The following is a 20,500-nucleotide window of genomic DNA, read 5'->3' on the forward strand; positions in this document are numbered from 1 at the left end:
GTAGTAATTAATTAATAACTTGCGAAAATGTTTTTTATGTATCAGGACTTCTTACGGACTTTTCTGTCTGGTGATTCGTGCCTGACATAACATCATTATTGGTAGTGAAATAGAGATGCTGTACAGACGGAGTTATGATCGCCTGCAGTATGCAGGCTTACGCCCTGTGACGTTTGCTACCACCCTGCTTCTGTCCCTGGGCATGGCGCCTCTGGCTGCTGCATCGGATGGGGCAAAACCAACCGATGATGAAGCGGCGGTCCGGAAAAGTCACAAGGAAAGTCGCAGGACTGCTGACGTGACGCAGGCGCGCCCTGAAAGTCATGTGTCCATGCGCCAGACGCTTTCTGGAGTGGAATTGCATCCCGTTCGCGCCAGGGATGTGGAAGATCATGGATCTGTGGAACAGGTCGTGGCCAGGGGAAGTCGGGAGAATGTTGCCTCCGCGTTTCGGGTCTCCACGCCGACGAAAAGTACGGTGCGGGTTGCGACCGTTACGGGTGCACAGCTTCTGCAGACCGGGCAGACCAATGTCATTGCTGCGTTGCAGCAGACATCCCCGGAGTTGAACGCGCCACCGGGCGGGGGCGGGGGTGCCTATTCCACGACCCCGACCCAGACTGTCATCCTGAGGAACCTGAATGCCGATGAAACTCTCGTTCTGGTCAATGGCGTCCGGCGTCATATCAGCGCCATCGGAAACTGGGGAGACGGCCCAGCGAAGGGAACCCAGCCGGCGGATCTGAGTCTGATTCCCCTCAGTGCAATCGATCATATCGAAATCATTACGGAAGGCGCCACGGCTCTTTACGGGCAGGATGCCATCGGGGGCGCCATTAATATTGTTCTTAAATCCGGTGCCAGAAATGGCGGCACCGTCAATCTCATGAACAGTGGATATTACGCTGGGGATGGCCAGGCCGTTGAGGCTTATGGTGACATTGAACGCAGGATTGGCAATCAGGGTGGTGGTATCGATATCGCCTGGCAGGTTCTGAACCAGCTTCCCAGTCATCGTGATGCCCTGAATACGGCCAATCTCTATTCTCTGCCGCAGGATGCGGAGATGCAGCGTCGCGTCGGGCAGGACGTCAATCGCGTCGAAGGTGTCAGCAAATCTCTTGCGGAAGTGTTCAGCTTCAACGGGCATATCCCCATTACGGATCAGGTGGAGGGCTATGCGACCGGAACGTTGGCGCATCGTTCGACGGATCGTGTCGGGTTTTTCCGTGGTCCGGCCAACAACAATACGACACGCGAGCTTTATCCGAACGGATATTCTCCAATCGAAACATTTGATGAGCTGGATTTTCAGGTCAATGGTGGTCTGCGTGGCGTCCTTCGCGAAGGGCTGGCCTGGAACACGTATGTTTCCTTCGGCCGTGAGCGGGTGAACGAAGATGTTGAAAATGATGAGAACCCGACATTTGGCGTTGATAGTCAGACAAGTTTCCATCAGGGCCAGCTTATTTCATCCGAGCTGATCGGCGGGGCGAAGTTCTCGAAGAAATTCGATATTCCCCGTCTCGCCAAACCTGCGGAGCTGAATTTTGGCCTTGAGTACCGGCACGATACCTATCAGATCGGCCAGGGCGACTATCAGTCCTGGGCGACCGGGCCCGTGCTTGTCGGGCAGACGGGTGTCCAGCCAAGCTCCGGTGCAGCGGGGTATGCCGGGTTCGAACCCCAGAATGCCGGCAACTGGTCACGGGATATTTTCGACGGGCACGTTGGACTGGATCTGTTCCTGACGCAAAAATGGGAAATGACGATCGGGGGGCGGGCTGTCAGCTATTCCGACAAGGGAGCAGCGCCGACCGGCTCTATCGGGATGCGGTATAATTTCAGCAAGCGTTTTGCGCTGCGTGCCAGTGTCAACACGGGTTATCGTGCGCCCACTCTGGGCGCCGTTCATTACAATGCAACATCTACCGGTCCGGGGCAGGTGACGGAGAATCTTTCGTCATTCGACCCGGTGGCCAGGCTTCTGGGTGCTACGGGCGTTAAAGGTGAGACATCCCGCAGTTATGATATCGGGTTCGACTGGTCTCCGCTCGATGCGCTTCATCTCTCGCTGGATGGCTATCGCATCGATATCAATGACCGGATCGAAAGCACCACGGAGTTTTCCGGAACCCAGATGAACGAATTCCTTTACGCCCAGGGCATTACCAGCAGCCCGACGGACAGGATATTCGTCAATTACATGACCAATATCGGCAATACGACAACCAACGGCTTTACGGCCAAGCTGAGCTATCAGTTTCCGCTTGCGCCGCGTTGGGGTGTGCTGATCGGAAGTGTGCAGGCCAACGTGGCTGATACGGAAGTCACCCGCTATGCTGCCACACCCGCGGTTCTGCAGCAGTTGGGGCAAACGTATTACGACAGCCTCTCGCGCAACAATCTCCTGAGGGCTTCTCCCAAGAACAAGGAGTCCTTTGCCCTGAACTGGTCCAAGGGACGGTATGATGTGTATGTGCAGGAACAGCGTTATGCCGGGGTTGAATGGATCAACTACAGCGGTGACCCGTCCTCGACCTGGACGCATATCCGCCCGCAGGTTCAGACCAACATTGCGTTCAGTGCACGGGTTGGGCACGGTTTTACCCTGACTGCGGGGGCCAACAACCTGTTCAACAAATTTCCGACCCGGGTGAAGGAGAGCACACTCTCCGAAACCCAGGGAACCATCAAGTATCCGATGACCGCTCCTGGTGGATATGAAGGCGGATATTACTATGCGAAGGTTGGATATGTCTTTTGATTGTCCCTTTCATTTAATTCTTTTGAGGATGAACTGATGACCGAAGGATTTTCCTTTGAATCGGACCCGCCTCAGGACCTGATCGACTCTGTCGTTGGGATCGGGGCAGGATCATGGCTTGATACTCTGAGGCGTGGCCGCAGTGTCCTGCGAGATAATGCCCAGCAAAGCGCCGCGCTTCTTCTCCATCCGGAGCGGGACGAGGGCTTTTCAAGAACGGAGCGCCTGGCCGTCGCGTCATTTGTCGCGGGACTGCATGGGGAACAGGACATTTATCGCCTGTATCTGAACCTTCTGGAAAGGAGCGGGGATGGCGATGCTCTCCCCGCGGCCATCAGGCAGTTCGTGCGTGATGGCAGGACAAGGGGGCCTTACGGGGCTTACCCTCAGGGGACACTGTCCACGGAAGATCTCAATGGCCTTGTGTTCGATGTTTCTGCTGCGGAGATCGGGACGCGACTGTCTGCCGCTCTGAAGCATGCGCATCTTCTTGTGTATCATCCGCGCGATGCGTCAGCCGGCGCACTTGAGGCCCTGCAGGAAGCAGGATGGAGCGAAACGGCCATCGTGACGCTGTCCCAGCTCGTTTCGTTTCTCACTTTTCAGGTCAGGATCATTCATGGCCTGACAGTTCTGCGCCATGCCGGTCCCGCCGTGGGGCAGGGTCTTCCGGAGAGCACATCATGAGCGTTACCCCTCAGAATGCATCACGCCCGGATAACCGGGAACCTGCCCGTTTCACCACAGCCCTTCTGGACTGGCACCCCTGGCTTCCGCCGCTTGAAGAAAGCGAACTGACGGAAGTTCATTATGACGGGCTGGTGGATCGTGCCCGTGCCAAGTCCCCATATTTCATGCTGCTGGCCCGTGATCCGCAGGTTCTCGGCGCGCGGACCCGTAGTGACAGGGATATCTTTTACAACACGGACGGTGGACTTCCGCGCAGGGAGCGCGAACTCGCGGCAACGGCTGTTTCACGTTTCAATGGCTGCATTTACTGCGCGTCTGTTCATGCCCGTTTCAGCGAACGGCAGGGAGGTTCATCCGAGGCTCTGGCCGTTTTGCTCGCAACCGGAAGCCTGCCGGTGGATGCGACGGAGGCATGGCTGCTTGTCGCGGAAGTGGCCCGCCAGATCTCGGAAACGCCCGTTGGTTTTTCAGATGTTCATGTGCGTGTTCTGCGTCAGGCCGGTTTTAATGATGCGGAGATTCTTGATCTGATCAACGCGTCCTCGTTTTTCAACTGGGCGAACCGGCTGATGCTGTCTCTGGGGTATCCGACCCTTCCGGTGGAAAAACAGGACTAAGATTTCCTTCGTGGAAGAAGGCATTATTGTGGACGCATGGAAAAATACTGCATCGTGCGCCCGGCCTTGTTGGGAACAGATTGAAAGTGATTTCGACCGTGTCACGAAAACAGTTCGGATTCTTTACACGTCTTCTGGATGCCGTCCCGGCCAGCCAGCGTTACGCCCTGGCGCTTGAACAGATCAGGGCCGCAGAGACTTACGGTTTCAAGAGCGCCTGGGTGGCGCAGCATCACTTTCATGGAGATGAGGGGGGACTCCCGTCTCCTTTTCCTTTTCTGTCCTATGTTGCGGCGAATACCTCCCGTATTCGTCTGGGTACGGGCGTAGTCACTCTCGTGATGGAAGATCCCGTGCGCGTGGCCGAAGATGCGATCGTGACCGACATCCTGTCGCAGGGGCGGCTGGAAGTCGGGTTCGGTTCAGGGGGAACGCCAGCGTCCTATCTGGCATTCGGGAAGCGTTTTGAGGATCGTCACGCAACATTCAACCGTCATCTGGAGACGGTCAAATCTGCCTGGAAAGGCGCAGAACTTCCCGGCGGGAATCATCTCTGGCCTCAAGGGACAGGACTGGAAAAGCGGAGCTGGCAGGCGACATTTTCCGCCTTTGGCGGGAAAAAGGCGGGAGAAGACAGTGATGGCCTGCTGCTGTCCCGGACGCAGCCACGCCCTGCCGCCCGGCCGGATGCCAGCCTGTCGGATCTTCAGTTGCCGATCGTCGAGGCCTATCTTGAAGCGCTGCCATCGGGGCAGGCCCCCCGGATCCTCGCTTCACGCTCGGTTTTCGTTGCAGACGACCGCGAAGAAGCTCGGCAACTGGCCGGGAAAGGACTGTTGCGGCAGGTGAAAAAGTTCAGGGCCGCCGGGCATACGATTGACGATACCAACATCGATACCCTGATCCGGACGTTTGATGTTCATCTGGGAACGCCGGCCGATGTTCTGGACTCCCTGTCAAAGGACAGAACGCTCGATCATGCTACTGAGATCGCTATACAGGTTCATTCCGTCGATCCGGAACACCGCTTCATTCTTCGCTCGCTGGAGCTCTTTGCTACTCAGGTTGCGCCTCAATTGTAGATGGAAAGCGTGAAGACCCTTTGATGTCGTGGTTGCCCGATTTCATGGCCTCGCGAATGACGAGAGAATGACTCTCTGGGCATCTTCCGCTCTGCTTTCGCGGTAGTTCGAGGAAGTGTCTGAAGGCCGGGGGTAAAAGAACCCCCGGCGGTCGGGTCAGGCCGGAGGCTGGGACTGCATGACGAAGTGCAGTTCGCCACCTGCCAGCACGTCCTGCTGATGCAGGAAGGGGGTGGCGAGAGGCTGGCCGTTGAGCGTCATCTGACCGACATAGGGATGGGCATCATCCAGATTGTCAGCCGTGACCGTAAAGTCATGGCCGTTGCCCAGATGCATGACGGCGTGTGAAACGAACGGACGACCGATCGCATATTCCTGGCTCGCCGGCGCAACCGGATAAAATCCCATCGCAGTGAACAGATACCATGCCGACATCTGGCCTAGGTCGTCATTGCCCGCCAGTCCGTCCGGACGGAGGGCATACTGCGTCTGCATGATCTGCGTCAGGCGCTGCTGGGTTTTCCACGGAGCGCCAGCATAGTCATACAGATAGGCAACATGGTGGTCAGGCTCGTTGCCATGGGCGTACCAGCCAATCAGACCGCTGATATCCTCGACGTTCCTGAAAATTGCGGGATCGACCTTGGCGTCGAACAGCTCGTCGATCCGGGCGGTGAATTTCTCCCGTCCGCCCATGACCTTGATAAGCGCCGGGATGTTCTGCGGCACATACCATGAGTACTGCCACGCATTGCCTTCGGTGTAGTCGCTTCCATAGGCTGCGGCGGCAGGAGTGAAGGGGGTGTGGAAATCCCCCGACGACAGGCGTGCACGCATGAATCCCGTCTTGGGGTCCCATACTTTCCGCCAGTTATCGGACCGCTTTTCGAATGTCCGTGCCACGTCTGTCTTGCCCATCGCACGCGCCATGCGGGCAAGCGCCCAGTCGTCATAGGCGTATTCCAGCGTCTTGGAAGCGCCTTCGGCTTCCTTGTCGATCGGGACGTAACCGATCTTCATGTAATCGGTCAGATCGCCATAGGGACCATAGGTCGCACTGCGGATCATGCCCTTGAGCGCGGCCTCGGCATCAAAGCCCCGCACACCTGCCAGATACGCATCCGCAATGACCGGCACGGCGTGATACCCAATCATGCACCACGTCTCGAGCCCCTGATAGGCCCAGATCGGCAGCAGGCCGAACGGACTGGTCTGCTGGGACGCGATGAGCGAGCGGATGAAATGTGAGCTCATATCCGGGCGCAGAATGGCCAGAAGCGGCTGCTGCGCGCGATAGACGTCCCACATCGACCAGGTGGAGTAGAACTCGAATCCGTCCGCCCGGTGACGCTGATAATCCGGTCCGGTGAAATCGCCGTTCGCATCCATGCTGAGCGTCGGCGCAAGCATGACGTGATAGAGCGCGGTATAGAACTGCGTCCGCTGATCCGGCGTACCCTGCATGTCGATGACCGAAAGGGCCTTGTTCCATGCTTCGAGAGCCGCATTGCGTTGGGCGTCGAAGTTCCAGTCCTGTCCTTCGCCATCAAGATTGGCAATGGCGTTTTCTTCGCTGACCGGTGATATGGAGGTCTTCACCAGAAGCGGCTCTTTCAGCTTCCCGAAATCGAACACGCCTTCCAGTTCCCGGCCGTTCTGTGCCTCATGATCAACGGGATGGTTCCCCGGACCGCCAAAGCCGCGATAGGCCACTTTCGTCTCGCGATCATAGAGCGTGCGCCCGACCATTGGCCTGGAGAAGTGCATGGCAAAGCACAGCGTGCGCCCCGGTGCCCAGCCCCGTGTCGTCCGGCAGCCCGAAACCGTCCCATCGGCCGAGACATGCAGGCGCGCCCATAGCACCTTGCCCGGATAGTCATAGATGCTCGGCCGCAGATCCAGCAGCAGATGCGCGGGTTTTCCCTTGGGGAAGGTATAGCGGTGCCAGCCCACCCGGCGGGAGGCGGTCAGTTCGGCACGGATCCTGTAATCATCGAGCGTCACCGCGTAATAGCCCGGCTTTTCGATCTCCGTGGCGTGGCGGAAGCGCGAGCGATATCCGCTTTCCGGTACGGCAGCGTCTCCCGGCTCCAGCCGGACATCCCCGGAAATCGGCATCACCAGCACGTCCCCGAGGTCGGAATGGCCCGCGCCCGAAAAATGCGTGTGTGAGAAGCCCATGATCGTCGGGTCATCATACTGATAGCCCGCCGCCCAGGCATAGGAATGATGAAAATCCGTCATCGCCGTATCGGGCGAAAGCTGGATCATCCCGAATGGTACGGTCGCGCCGGGATAGGTGTGTCCTGCCCCCCCAGTTCCGATCCGTGGGTCCACGGCGGAGGCGGGAGAGGCATCCGCAGGAACCATGGCCGGTGCTGCCATGGCGAGAGGAGCGGTCCCGGACAGCAGGGTCACGACCAGAAAACTTCGGGCTAATCTGCAAAGCGCCATAACGGCTTAACTCCGTGAGTGAAAATATCCGGGTGGCTGTTGCACGCGGTGCCCCCGGATCTTCTGGGCGAAAGGGTTACCGTGCTGAGGGGGACGTGTGACCCAGCAGTTCGAATTCCCCAGCCTCGGCAGAGACCGGTTTCAGCACATGCCAGCGATACATCCGGTGCGTGGCGCCTTTCGGTAGCAGGAACGGACGTGTCTGGTGCTTCCAGGGGAATGCTTCACCCGTCCGGTGATCCACCACCTGCCACGTCCTGTTGTCGTCGGACGCCAGGATCTCCCACGCGGAAGGCGCGAGATCGGGGCTGCCGGTTGATGTGACGGTGTAGGCCAGAGCCGATGCGTCTGCCGATACAGTGACCGTCACATCCGTACCACCAATGGGTGCTGATGTGAGCGCGTCATTGTCGAACAGCGCGTCCGGCCCGGTATGCGTCGCGCCCGGGACATCTGCCAGATCGACCGCTGGGCTCGGCGTCTGTCCGGCCGGTGTCAGCGACGGCAGGGAGGCATCCGGTGAGCTTCCCCACTGCGAGGGTTGTGGTCCCATCTGGAAGGTCAGATCACCACCCCCGGCAATTTCGTCATGGCTCAGCCACCAGCGCGTCAGCGGCCTGCCGTTCAGGCTGACGGACTGGACGAAGCGGTTGCGGTCGCTCACGCCCGGAGCGTGAACCGTAAGGACCCGATCCTGCCCGACCGTCAGGCGCATGATCTCAAAGCGCGGTGCACCGATGGCGTAGGTCGGCGTGCCCATGCGCAGGGGATAGAAACCTGCCGCACTGAAGACCCACCAGGCGGACATCTCGCCATTGTCCTCATCCCCCGGATAACCCTGCCCGATCGCCGTTCCGCGATACAGCCGGTTCATGACGTCGCGGATCTTGTCCTGCGCTTTCCAGGGCTGCCCGGCATAGTCATACATATAGAGGATATGATGCGCGGGCTGGTTGCTGTGGCTGTACTGACCCATGCGGATATCGTGCATTTCCCGCATTTCATGGATCACCCCGCCGTAATCGCCCGTGTGGTAAACGCCGGGCGTCGCGAAATATGCGTCCAGCTTCCGCGCCAGCCCATCGCGGCCGCCGTAGAGACTGGCGATCCCCTGTCCATCCTGAACGGGATCGAACGCCATCGTCCAGGCATTCGTCTCGGTATAGTCGCCACCCCAGGCGAGCGGATCGAACTGCGCTTTAGAAGCTCTCCATCGGCCATCCGGCCGACGGCCAACGAAAAATCCAACCTCGTTATCGAAGAGATTGACGTAATTCAGCGCCCGGTTGTGCAGATACCAGCTTTCCGCCGCATAATTGGCCTGTGCCGGGCTGTCAGCCGGAGCGGAAGCGGCCAGGGACGCGGCCATCTCGCCGAGGGCAAAATCATTGAGGGTCGCAGCATTGGACCAGGACAGCGCCTCGTCCGTGTCGGTGTCGGTATAACCCCGGAATGCCGAGCGGTTGAGACCCTTCCGCCCGACGCCAGGATCATCGGGCATGACGGTCGCATCTTTCAGACCGGCGCGATAGAACGAAGACGCATCGAAATTGCGGACGTGCTTGTCATAGGCATCCGCGAAAGCCACATCCGCGCTCGTCCCGGTCATGAGGTCCGCATAACCGGGTGAGGACCAGCGTGCGATCCAGCCGCCTTCACGGTATTGCTGGACGAAACCGTCAATGAGTTGCCCGTCTTCTTCCGGCGTCAGCAGGGCATAGGCGGGCCACGCCGTGCGATACGTGTCCCAGAACCCGTTATTGACATAGAGCGGCCCGTTTACGACCGGAACCCCGGTCTGCGTCGGGCTGTCGGGATGCAGCCGCACCCCAAACGGGCTGGCATGCCGCAGGCGCGGCGCACTGGCTGTTCCGACATTTTCCGCCGCGTTGTTGGGATAGAGATACATCCGGTAGAGATTGCCGAAGAGCGTGCGTTGTTCGTCGAGTGCTGCGTCAGGGATCTGCACGCGAGCAAGCCGGCTGTTCCACGCTCTTTTCGCTGTGTCCGCTACGGTTTCGAGCGTAGCGCTGGCTGGTAGTTCGAGTGCGAGGTTATGACGCGCCTGTTCGAGGCTGATAAGCGACGTGGCGATCCGGATCGTGACGGTCGGGTCCGTCTTCGTGTCGAACGCCGCCCAGGCCTGCACGTTGTCCCGCTTCTGTCCGCTCAGGCGCCCCTGTGCGATGGCGCGCCGGTCGAATTCAAGATGGACATACATCCGGCTCGCGCCAGTGGAGAGCTGGCTGGCGACGTCCGTGTACCCGTCGGCGCTGCGTCCGTCCGGAGCAATTTTCAGGCTGCCCTGATTGGTGATGTTGTCGAAGACGACCTGCCCTTGAACTGTGCCCGCGGGATAGCGGAAGCGCAGGATGGCGGCATGATCGGTCGGGGCCATCTCAGCCACAATCCCGTTGTCCAGCGTAACGGCATAACGGTAGGGCAGGGCGGTTTCGTGGTCATGCGTAAAGCCGATAGCGCGCGTTGTCCGGTCTGCGGAGGGCACGTCGGGTCCGGGCGCGGGCATAATCTGGAAGGTGTCGTGATCGCCCATCCAGGGACTGGGTTCGTGGCTGAGAGACAGGGCTTCGAGACGCGGGTGGTTATCGGGGCCGTTGTGCTCCTGATACTGGTAAAGCCAGTTGGAGTTGCCACGCGTCACGGGCGTCCAGAAGTTGAACCCGTGAGGGACAGCGACGGCAGGGAAGTTGTTCCCCCGCGAATAGTGGCCGTTCGCATTGGTCCCGCGTCGTGTGTCCACAAGATCGGCCGGTGTCAGGCTGCTCGGATCGGGAGTATCCGTGATGGAAACCGCATCGAGATAGACACGCCGGGCTTTCCCTTTGGGGGCGCGGGACGTGAGTTCAATGGCGGCGACGGTTCGGCCCGCAGCGACCTCGCCGAGAGGAACATCAACCAGTGTCCACTGATTGGGGTAGAGCGCCCGGCCTGCTCCCTGACCCTGCGCCGTCAGTTCGGCTCCGGACAGATCGCGGGCACCGAGCGTAGAGGCACGGGTTCCGTCGGTGAACAGGACGTCCAGGCTGGTATAAGTCGCCTCATCCGTCAGGGACAGTGGGTCGGCGATCGGGAAAATCGCGTAGGTGAGGTGGGAATGCCTGTCGATGGAGATGTCGCGACCGGGTTTCGCAATGATCGTGTGAACAGAGGCGGCTGTTGCATCAAGGCGAAGCGTCTTCGTTCCGATCAGGCCGCTGCCGGCACGGGCCGTAATGACTTCCTCCTTTGTAGGACCATCGGCGCTGGAGAGAGCCCAGCCCGACCCGGAACCCGTCTGGACTGCGAGGGGCGCAGACATGTCCGAAAGGCTTGAGGGGACGGGGGCTGAAAAGGCTTGCGGTACCCCCATGGCGATTGTCGCCATGAGGAATGCCGCGTGCGAGTAGGATCGCTTGGTTATATTTTGCATCACGCCTTACAGTGTTGCCGTAACTCCGAAGCGGAATGCCCGCCCGAGAACACCATTCTGGGCCCAGGACGAATTGTAAAGGTAGGAACCGTAGGTGCCGAAGTCATACGGAGCCTTGAAACCGGCCAGATTGTAGATGTTGACGTAGCCAGCCCACTGTTTGTTGAACTGGTAATTCACCGTCATGTCGATGTCCCAGAAGTGACGGACATTGCACTGTGAGGGATAGAAGCTGCTGACGTCCTGATAGAGCGCGTATTTGCAGTTTCCGGCCGTGCCTGGACCATCGTTGTCTTCCGCCGTGCCGTGATAGCCGCTGGTGTAATAGACCGTGAACGTCGTCGAGAGCTTGTTCCACGTGAAGGTATTCTGCCAGTTGGCGCGCCAGCGCGGCGTACCTGATGCCGAGGTTGTGTTCCACGGACCTTCGGTTCCGGCAAAGCGCTCCACGCCCACACCCGGAATGGTCTGGTTGAAGCGGTGCACCCATGTTGCGTGACCGTTGCTGTACCAGTTGATCATCTTCAGCGGACCGGGCAGGCGATGGCTGATCGAAAGATTGAGATCCACGCCGTCGGTCATCATGCTGTCAGCATTGATATAGGACGACTCAATGATGCCGGCGCGGCGGGGTGCGTCAGGATGCAGCGGATCCGCAACGTCGGGGATCACCGTATCGCCGTCGATCGTGACCGTCTTGTTGGTGTTCAACGCCTCGTAAGCCGATGCCACGGTGGCTGCCGGGATCGGATTGGAGACAATGACGTTCTTTTCGCGGATGTACCAGTATTCCGCACTGAACGTCATCCATGGGACGGGATGGAAGACCGGGCCGCCCGTGAAGGTATTGTTCGTCATGGGCTTGAGGTTCGGGTTGCCAATGCTTTCGCCACCCAGGCTGTAGGCCTGAGCGTAGTCGTCCTTGGTCCCGTTGGCATTGAGGTGCTGGTTGATCCAGGTCAGGTTCGAGGGGCCATAAGACGTGTAGCCAATCGTGGTGCCGTTTGTTTCGTAGAAACTAGGGACCTGGAAGCCCTGCGACCATGTTCCGCGGAGCATGAACTCCTTGGTCGGTTTGAAGGTGACGCCGATCTTCGGAGAGAAGTGGCTGAAGCCCGTGGAGTAGGAGTCGTAACGCCCCTGGAAATCGGCGTTCAGCATTTTCACGATCGGCGCATTCAGCTCGAAATATCCGGAATAGACGTAACGATGGCCGATCGCGCTGAACGGATTGATGCCTTCATACTGGTCGTTGACGTCGTTGGGATCGATCGGATTGGCATTCGGAGCGTTGAAGCCTTCGTAGCGGACGTTGGTTCCGACAGCCAGGTTCAGCATTCCGCCCGGCAGCCGTACCAGCCCCTTGGTGACAGAAGCCTGCCAGGAATATTCTGCCGTCTTGGAATGGACGATTTCCGTTGGCGCGATGGCGCGCTTTGCCGCGGTAGAGTTTGCAGCCTGATCAACGAAATTATACGTGCCGTTCTCGATCGCATAATCAAGATCGGCGATATTGATGTTGTTGTCATATCTGGTGGAAAGGTCGGTATTCATGCCGACAAAGCTGGAATCATAGTTCCAGTCCCCACCCCAGTTCGAGGGTTCCCATCCTGTCAGATGCATGGATCCGCGATAGTTCTGCGAAAACTGGGTCTCGGCCGTGGGATCGATGAAACGACCGTAAATCTGTGCGCTTTCGCCGAGGGACGCATAGGGATTGTTGGGGTTCAGCGAACCGTTCGGCAGATAGGCAGGGGCAAGCACGCCTTCGCTTGTTCCAAGCTGGGACTGTGTGTTGGCGTAGAATGCGCTCGGGGTGCCCGTATAATAGGACAGGTTCTGCGAGTAAGTGAACATGCTCACCAGTTTCGCGCGCGGACCAAGCTTGACCGTAAGATGAGCGGTTGCTTCCACGCGTCGGTCATAAGGTGAGATGACGCCGTATTTCGAGACCTTGTCCTGTTGGCACATGGTGCTCACCGACCCCGTCGGCGTACCGGCAACGTATCCGGAATGAGCCCCTGACAGTCCGTTGCAGCCGGAGGTGGGATTCAGCAACTGATAGCCGCTGAGTGCTTTGCCGTTGCTATCGACAGCCTGCGCCACGGCGCCTGTGGTCTGCGTGACGGCATTGGTAAATGTGCCGTCGGAACCCAGCAGGTTGCCATCAGCGTTTCCGCCACCAATGCCCGTGAGGTTGCTCGTATTGTATGGATAGCCGAGCTGGCTGTTGGTGATCATGTCATCGGACTGGTATTCCGAGTTGACATAGAAGTTGTAACCATCCTTATCCAGATCGCCCACGCCGTAATTCGCGTAGAGTCGCTGATGGCCGCCGTAGCCGCCCTGGTTGAGGCCGCCTTCCGCGTTGCCTTCAAAACCCTTGATCTGTTCGCGCGTGATCATGTTGATAACGCCGGCAACAGCGTCAGCGCCATAAAGTGCCGAACCGCCGTCCTGCTGGACGTCAATGGTCTGCACCAGTGACGAGGGCATCCAGTTCGTGTCGACGAAGTTTCGCGCGCCGTCGTCACCTGCGGGATAATAAGACAGGCGCATGCCATCCATCATCACAAGCGTCGCGGACGTCTGGAGTCCGCGCAGAGACGGTGCGGATGCGCCACCCGCGAAGGCTCCATTGGCGGAGAACGCGTTCGTCAGGTTGCCCGAACCGTTGGACGACAGAAGCTGAAGAGCGTCAGTCACGGTCTTGATGCCGCGCTGCTGAAGCTGCTTGGCAGTGATCTGTTCGATCGGCGAGGCGCTGCTCAGGTTCTTGTCGTGGAACAATGTGCCCGTGACAACGACGCTCTCGGCATGTGTCGAATTTACGCCGGTATCGGCAGCATTTTTCAATGTCGCTTTGCGCGATGCTGCGGTAGTCGATGTTTTGCTCGTTACAGAGCGGCTGGGCACCTTGTTCTGTTTCGTCTTGTCAATGCTGTCCTGCGCGGTATTGACAGCCTGGGCTCGCGCTGGGCCGGAAGGGACCGCGACAGCGATACCGGTCAACGCAGAAAAGGCGAAAAGCATAACGTTTCGACGAGAGGTTGGCCTGACTTTCATAAAAAACAGTCCTCAAGCTGGGTAGGAAACTGGGGATCAGTAACGGAAAGCCATCGTTATGAAACAATAACGTGTTTCGGTTCATAACTTGGCTCGACCGTTACAAAAACTGTTAATTCTTACAAAAAATCATCGAACATAAATTTAAGAAAAGGTGTTGCATAAAAGCATACATATTTCATGACTGTAACTTATGATACAATATGTATCCATTGTGCAGTGAACGTTGGGAAGGACATCAAGAGATGTCTTTCCGAAACGAGTGGCGGCGTGAACGACTCTTGAGCGCCGTCGCGTGAGGTCCTTCCGGTCTGATTTCGGTTCCTGTGTGATGAATTTTGCTTTGCGTCAGGAACGAATGGGCGGTTCCGAGCTGTTGCTCTGCGGTTGAGTGGCTCTGCGCGTAGTTGCATATCATCACTGGCCGCCGCATCGGGCCGCATCGGTGGTCTTCCGTCTATGGATCGGACTGAATTCCAGTCGATGGCGACACGGGATTTATAGCCAAAGAGTGTGATAGTGCAGTCTGTCGAGGGGATCGTCCTCTCATCCTGTCGTTTTATTTTAGTGAACTGCAGGGGGCATCGGGCATGCCGGTTCTTGCGGGACCGTTTTGCCGGTTTGTCTTGTCGGTATTTCGGGATACACTTCTCCCGAAGATCAACCTTCCCAGCATGAGTGTTACGCTGTTTTTGGCGCCGCCATTAGTGTGGTGTTTAGGATCTGGCCTGACATCGGCAGGGATCCAGCCGACTGCACCATGGCATCGAACCGGTTGAAGAGTTTTTCAATATCGCCCGTCTGGGCCAGACGTTCGCGAAACAGGCAGATCTTTTTGGCATCCGGCATATGATCCGATGCCCCCAGGACCGAGAAAGCGCCTGAAGGACAGGCGGTCGCTGATAGATATTCCGTACCGGGTCAAAGGGGAGACGCCCTTCTTTGTTTGCGTCCGCATAGGACACAGCCTTTTCCCGCCGGGTCGGCCGTTTTAGACAGCAGATCTGCGGAAAGGTCTTTGGAGATGGACAAGAGGGGGCTTTATGCCATCATCCGGCGAGTTCTGTTCCCTGACTGTGGAAAATCAATCGCATGAGCCTGTGTTTCATTACCCAACAGATCCATCCTGATGCCGTAACATGTCTGAATGATGCCGGGATCAGAACCCGCTATGCCACAGCACCTACAATGGAGGCCGTTATTCGTGAAGTCGGGGATGCTGATGCGGTCATCACGCGGGATCTGGGGTTCAGTGAAGACGCGCTGGCGGCTGCGCCGAACCTGAAAATCATTTCATGCCATGGCTCGGGAACGAACCGGATTGCCAAGGCTGCTGCGGCGGCGCGTGGGGTTCTGGTCACGAATGCGCCCAATACCAACAGCCGCTCCGTTGCGGAAATGACGATAGGGCTTCTGCTGGCGGTTGTCCGCCGCATCTGCGAAGCAGATCGTGCCGTACGGGAAGGGAACTGGGAGTTCCGTTATACGGGGCCAGGTCTGGAACTGCATACGCGGACGCTCGGGTTGGTCGGTTTCGGCGCCATTGCCCGGCATGTTGCGCAGATTGCGGGGCAGGGCCTGGGCATGAAGGTCATGGCCTGGTCCCCGAGTGTTCCGGCAGACGTTTTCAGGGCTGCAGGTGTGGAACGGGCGGAAAGCCTTGATGATCTTCTGGTTGCGTCCGATGTCCTCTCCCTGCATCGCCCGGCACAGGGAAGTGGTCGTCCCACGATTGACGCTTCGGCCCTGTCGCGCCTGAAGCAGGGGGCGATCCTCATCAATACCAGTCGTGGGGGAGAAGTGGACGGTCCTGCGCTGGCGGAGGCTCTGAAGGCAGGGCATCTGGGCGGAGCAGGTCTGGACGTGATGTCCCCCGAGCCCCCTCTGCCGGATGATCCGCTGCTTCGCGCTCCGAATGTGGTTCTGACGCCGCATATCGGTGCGACGACGGAACAGGCTCTGCGCCGGATGGCGATGCTGTGCGCGTCACAGGTTCAGGATGCTCTGGCGGGGCGTGTGCCGCCACACTGTCTCTGAACGATGAAGACCCGCGCCCTTCCCGAAACGGAAGGGCGCGTGGCGTTTTCAGACTGCGCCCAGTCCGCCGCCGCCCGGCGTCATGAGGACGAGAACCTCGTCCGGCTTCAGGACCTGAAGGCCCTTGCCGGCGAGCTTCCGGCCTGATGTGGTCTCGACACGGCCTGCCGCGCCGTCCTGTCCGCCGAGTGCGCCACGGGCCGGGTGATTGACGCGGTCGAATGCTGCCAGCAGTTCGAACGGCTGCTTCTGGGTTGTGCCGATCCGCATGATCTGGCCGTCGCCGCCTTTGGTCTGGCCCAGACCACCGCTGTTTTCACGAAGTTCCTTCTCCCAGAAAATGAGCGGGCACTGGATTTCCGCGATTTCCACCGGGGTGCCGTGCACGCCGGACGGGAAGGCCGTTGCAGACAGGCCGTTCAGGCCGGGTCGTGCGCCGGTACCGCCATTCGTCGTGATGGCGAGGGCATAGGTCTGCGGTGTCGTGGCCCCCTTGGGTAGCCATTGGCCTCGGACCGCAATGTTCCACAGGCAGGATGTTCCTTCTGCCGGGACCCTGTCGGGAAGAGGCGTGCGCAGGCATCCGAACACCATGTCCGGCAGCATCTGTCCGATAACATGGCGTGAGGAGACGGGGGCGGGACGGGGGGCGTTCAGGACAGAGCCTTCCGGCGCCTCGACATGATAGGGCGCAAGCGAGCCTGCGTTGTTGGGGACATCTGGTGAGATCGCGCAGGCCAGTCCGAAGACCGTGTAGGCCCGCGTATAGGCCATCGGGACGTTGATCCCGCGACCGACCGTGGGCGGGGAGCCGTCATAGCTGACGCTGACACGGCCTTCGCTGACGGTGAGCTTTGCCTTGAGCGTCAGGGGGGCGTTATAGCCGTCGATCGTCATCTCATGGGACCAGGTGCCCTGTGGGAGGGCTGCGATCTTGTCCAGAACGGCCTGTCGGGAGCGTTCGATGATGAAATCGGCCAGCGGGTCGAGGCTGTCGAGCCGGAATTCGTCCATCATGTCGCACAGGGCACGAACGCCGACATCGTTGCAGGCGGCCAGCGAATAAGTGTCGCCTTCCGTATCCACCGGCAGGCGGGTGTTGGCGCGGATCATGGCCATCAGTGTCTCGTTGACCTGCCCCTGATCGATCAGCTTGAGCATCGGGATCGAGAGGCCTTCCATGAAGACGTCCGTCGCTTCCGGTCCGTTGCCCAGTCCGCCGATATCCATCAGGTGGCTGGTGCAGGAAAACAGCCCGACCAGACGGCCCTTGTGGAACGCCGGGGTGGTGATGACGAAATCGTTGAGATGCCCTGTTCCCATCCAAGGATCGTTCGTGATGTAGGCGTCGCCTTCCTTCATGGTCGAGATCGGGAAGTGACGCAGGAAATGGCCGACGGATTCCGCCATGGAATTGACGTGACCAGGCGTGCCCGTCACGGCCTGCGCGATCATGCGGCCCTTCAGGTCGAAGATGCCGGCCGAAATGTCTTCGCATTCGCGGACGATGGGGCTGAAGGCCGTGCGGATCAGCACCTGCGCCTGCTCGCCGACGACGGCGATCAGGCGGTTCCACATGATCTGGAAATCGATTTCCTTATGGGAGTGTGCATTCATCAGACGGCGTCCTTCATGTCCAGAATGATGTTGCCGCTACCGTCCAGATGGGCGTTGTAGCGGGAGGAGACGTAGGTTGTGGTTTCTTTTTCGGCGATCAGGGCGGGGCCGGAAATACGGCTGCCCGGTCCCATGTCCGTGCGTTCATAAACCGGCAGATCGACATGAGTGCCGGTTGCGCCGTCGAACAGCTTGCGGATGTCGCCGGATTTTGCATCGTGCAGGGCCGGGGCGGCCTTGAAGGGCGGATATTTCTGCGGCGTGGTGGACACGCTGACGGACCAGTTGAGGATTTCGACGGCGGCATGTGGGATGACGCGCGCAAATTGTCGGGCATATTCGGCCTCGAAGGCTCCCCGGAGGGCGGAGAGATGGTCGCTGCTGATGGCGCCTTCCGGAAGTGTTACGATGATTTCGTGCCCCTGGCCGACATAGCGCATGAAGGCGCTGCGCCGGGTGTGAAGCGTTTCGGTCCGGGCATCGTCCTGAACCAGCCCGTGCGCGGCCTGCGTCATGTCATCCAGCAGGGCCGAGACCTCTTCTGAATTGAAGCTGTCGTCCAGGCGCATGGGGAAAGAACGGACCAGCTCGAACGAGACCGGTGCGGCGAGAAAGCCCACGGCCGAGCCGACACCGGCGTTTGATGGGATGACCAGGCGCTGGATGCCGAGTTTTTCCGCGACACGCGCGGCATGGAGCGGGGCCGCGCCCCCGAAGGCGATCATGGTGTGGTCGCCGATGACGGCGCCGCGTTCGGCGGCATGCACGCGGGCGGCGCTGGCCATGTTTTCGCAGACGATTTCATAGACCGCATGGGCCGACATTTCCGCTGACAGGCCCAGCGGGGTGCCGATATCGGCCAGAAGGGCTTCGGCCGAGCGGTCCGGCTGGAGCTGGATGCTGCCGCCCGCGAAGTTTTCCGGACGGATCAGGCCAAGCATCACGTCTGCGTCCGTGACCGCGGGGCGTTTGCCTCCGAGCCCGTAACAGGCTGGGCCGGGAACGGAAGATGCGCTTTCCGGGCCGACGACGACGCGTTTCATGGCGTCCAGATGGGCGATTGACCCACCACCAGCGCCGATCTCGACCATTTCGATCACGGGGATCCGCAGGGGCAGGCCGGACCCTTTCATGAAGCGGGCCGTGCGGTCCACTTCGAAGAAACGGGATGAGGCTGGTTCTCCGTCTTCGATCAGGCAGACTTTGGCGGTCGTGCCGCCCATGTCGAAGGACAGGACGCGGTTCTCGCCCAGACGCTCGGCGCATTGTGCGGCAAAGATGGCTCCGCCGGCCGGACCGGATTCCACCAGACGGACGGGAAACTGCCGGGCCGTTTCAAGCGCGGTGAGGCCGCCGCCTGACGTGACGAGATACAGCGCGCCCTGAAAGCCCTTTGCATTAAGAGCCTCGCGCAGGCGCCCCAGATAGCCTGCCATCAAAGGCTGGACATAGGCATTGGCAACCGTGGTCGAGGTACGTTCATATTCCCGGATTTCGGGACAGACCTCACTTGAAATGGAGATTGTGACGTCCGGCAGGGCTTCCTGAAGGAGTGCCCGAACCCGCTGTTCATGCGCCGGGTTGGCATAGGCATGGAGGAACGCAATGGCGATGCTTGCGACCCGCGCTTCCCGCAGCCGGGGCACAAGCGCCAGCACGGCTGCTTCATCGAGCGGAAGCTGGACCGTGCCGCGGGCATCCATGCGTTCGGGAACGGTAAAGCGCAGGTCCCGGGGGACAAGCGGGCTGGGTTTCTGCAGCATCAGGTCATACTGGTTGAACCGGCTTTCCGTGCCGATTTCCAGAATGTCCCGGAAACCCTGCGTCCCAATGAGGGCTGTGCGGGCGCCCCGGCGTTCGATGATCGCATTGGTCGCCAGCGTCGTGCCATGCACGAAGACTGTCACGTCGGGGAACTGCAGACCTGCGTCCTGGATCACGAGCCCTATGCCATCCATGACGCCCTGTTCCGGTGCGCTGGGCGTTGTGAGGACCTTGCGTGTCAGACGCTCCTGCGGTGTCTGTAGAACCACATCCGTGAACGTGCCACCGATATCAGCGGCGAGACGGATTTGTGTACTGTCGACCATGCCTATGTTTTCCGTATCGGGTTAGAGTATCGTGGAGCGCCCCGGGAGGGCGCGGACTGAAGGAGAGTGAAAAGGGCCATGAAGGACGCGAAAGGCGAGAGCCGCATGCCGGTCATGCCGGATGTTGCGGATATGGAACGGGCCTTCATCGTGTCTTCGTCGCATCTGGCGTTGCCAGGGAACGAAGACCTGAGTGAATTCGAGTTTGCCCTGACGGTCGTGAACCATGCGTTTCATCGCTGGATGTCGCGTGGCATGGCGGCGGCGGGACTGCCGGATCTTTCGGCGCTCGACACGCTCATTCTTCACAGCGTCACGCATCGGAACCGGGAAAAAAGCATCTCGGACCTGATGTTCACCCTCAACCTGTCCGAACGGCATTACCTGAACTACGCGCTGAAGAAGCTGGACGAGCACGGGCTGATCCAGCGGCGGCGTCACGGCAAGGAAGTCTTCGTCAGCACCACGCAGAAAGGCCGGGAAGCCTGCATGGAATATGCCCGTCTGCGCCGGATCTGCCTGCTGGAGCATATTCCCCAGAACCGGGAAGTCGGGGATGTCACGATTGCCGAGGTCGCCAAGGCGCTGCGTGTCCTGACGGGCTTTTACGAACAGGCGTCGCGGTCCGCCGCATCCCTCTGAACGCAGCG

At 59.5% G+C, this 20,500-nt stretch carries 12 protein-coding genes; 6 read left to right on the forward strand and 6 right to left on the reverse strand.

Going from position 1 to position 20,500, the window contains the following annotated elements:
* The first annotated feature begins 166 nt into the window (after window positions 1-166).
* The 4 genes from HKD27_RS10595 (at window position 167) to HKD27_RS10610 (ending at window position 5,156) form a co-directional block, all read left to right on the forward strand.
* The gene (locus HKD27_RS10595) at window positions 167-2,767 is read left to right on the forward strand and encodes a TonB-dependent receptor plug domain-containing protein (protein ID WP_370544264.1); all 2,601 of its coding nucleotides are present in this window, start codon (window positions 167-169) and stop codon (window positions 2,765-2,767) included.
* A 36-nt stretch (window positions 2,768-2,803) separates the two neighbouring features.
* Window positions 2,804-3,454, forward strand: a complete 651-nt coding sequence (locus HKD27_RS10600) for a CMD domain protein (protein WP_062495514.1) — start codon at window positions 2,804-2,806, stop codon at window positions 3,452-3,454.
* Window positions 3,451-4,074, forward strand: a complete 624-nt coding sequence (locus tag HKD27_RS10605) for an alkylhydroperoxidase domain protein (RefSeq protein ID WP_062495512.1) — start codon at window positions 3,451-3,453, stop codon at window positions 4,072-4,074. The genes HKD27_RS10600 and HKD27_RS10605 overlap by 4 nt, the downstream gene beginning before the upstream one ends.
* Before the next feature lie 98 nt (window positions 4,075-4,172).
* Window positions 4,173-5,156: a putative FMN-dependent luciferase-like monooxygenase gene (locus tag HKD27_RS10610; protein WP_194689571.1), complete on the forward strand. Its 984-nt coding sequence runs from the start codon at window positions 4,173-4,175 to the stop codon at window positions 5,154-5,156.
* Window positions 5,157-5,312: 156 nt separating this feature from the next.
* On the opposite strand, the gene HKD27_RS10615 is transcribed toward HKD27_RS10610, so the two are convergent.
* The 4 genes from HKD27_RS10615 to HKD27_RS10630 all read right to left on the reverse strand — a co-directional run bounded on the left by HKD27_RS10615 (window position 5,313) and on the right by HKD27_RS10630 (window position 14,955).
* Window positions 5,313-7,574: a GH92 family glycosyl hydrolase gene (locus tag HKD27_RS10615; protein WP_370544265.1), complete on the reverse strand. Its 2,262-nt coding sequence runs from the start codon at window positions 7,572-7,574 to the stop codon at window positions 5,313-5,315.
* Between the two features lie 112 nt (window positions 7,575-7,686).
* A complete protein-coding gene (locus tag HKD27_RS10620; protein WP_228518474.1) occupies window positions 7,687-10,995 on the reverse strand; it encodes a GH92 family glycosyl hydrolase in 3,309 nt (1,102 codons plus the stop codon).
* Window positions 10,996-11,046: 51 nt separating this feature from the next.
* Window positions 11,047-13,896 (reverse strand): TonB-dependent siderophore receptor, encoded by a 2,850-nt coding sequence (locus HKD27_RS10625; protein WP_194689568.1) that lies wholly within the window; start codon window positions 13,894-13,896, stop codon window positions 11,047-11,049.
* An 891-nt stretch (window positions 13,897-14,787) separates the two neighbouring features.
* Window positions 14,788-14,955 (reverse strand): hypothetical protein, encoded by a 168-nt coding sequence (locus HKD27_RS10630; RefSeq protein WP_155723149.1) that lies wholly within the window; start codon window positions 14,953-14,955, stop codon window positions 14,788-14,790.
* Between the two features lie 243 nt (window positions 14,956-15,198).
* Here HKD27_RS10630 and HKD27_RS10635 point away from each other — a divergent pair, with 243 nt between their 5' ends.
* The gene (locus HKD27_RS10635) at window positions 15,199-16,143 is read left to right on the forward strand and encodes a hydroxyacid dehydrogenase (protein ID WP_194689567.1); all 945 of its coding nucleotides are present in this window, start codon (window positions 15,199-15,201) and stop codon (window positions 16,141-16,143) included.
* Window positions 16,144-16,191: 48 nt separating this feature from the next.
* On the opposite strand, the gene HKD27_RS10640 is transcribed toward HKD27_RS10635, so the two are convergent.
* A complete protein-coding gene (locus HKD27_RS10640) occupies window positions 16,192-17,760 on the reverse strand; it encodes a hydantoinase B/oxoprolinase family protein (RefSeq protein WP_194689566.1) in 1,569 nt (522 codons plus the stop codon).
* Entirely contained in the window at window positions 17,760-19,850 is a 2,091-nt protein-coding gene (locus tag HKD27_RS10645; RefSeq protein WP_194689565.1) for a hydantoinase/oxoprolinase family protein, read from the reverse strand. Before HKD27_RS10645 ends, HKD27_RS10640 begins: the two co-directional genes overlap by 1 nt.
* Before the next feature lie 78 nt (window positions 19,851-19,928).
* Between HKD27_RS10645 and HKD27_RS10650 the strand changes: the two genes are divergently transcribed.
* Window positions 19,929-20,492: a winged helix DNA-binding protein gene (locus HKD27_RS10650; RefSeq protein ID WP_194265576.1), complete on the forward strand. Its 564-nt coding sequence runs from the start codon at window positions 19,929-19,931 to the stop codon at window positions 20,490-20,492.
* The last annotated feature ends 8 nt before the right edge of the window (window positions 20,493-20,500 follow it).

It is taken from the genome of Gluconobacter sp. R75690 (assembly GCF_015244525.1).
In the GTDB taxonomy this organism is placed as follows: Bacteria; Pseudomonadota; Alphaproteobacteria; order Acetobacterales; family Acetobacteraceae; genus Gluconobacter; species Gluconobacter potus.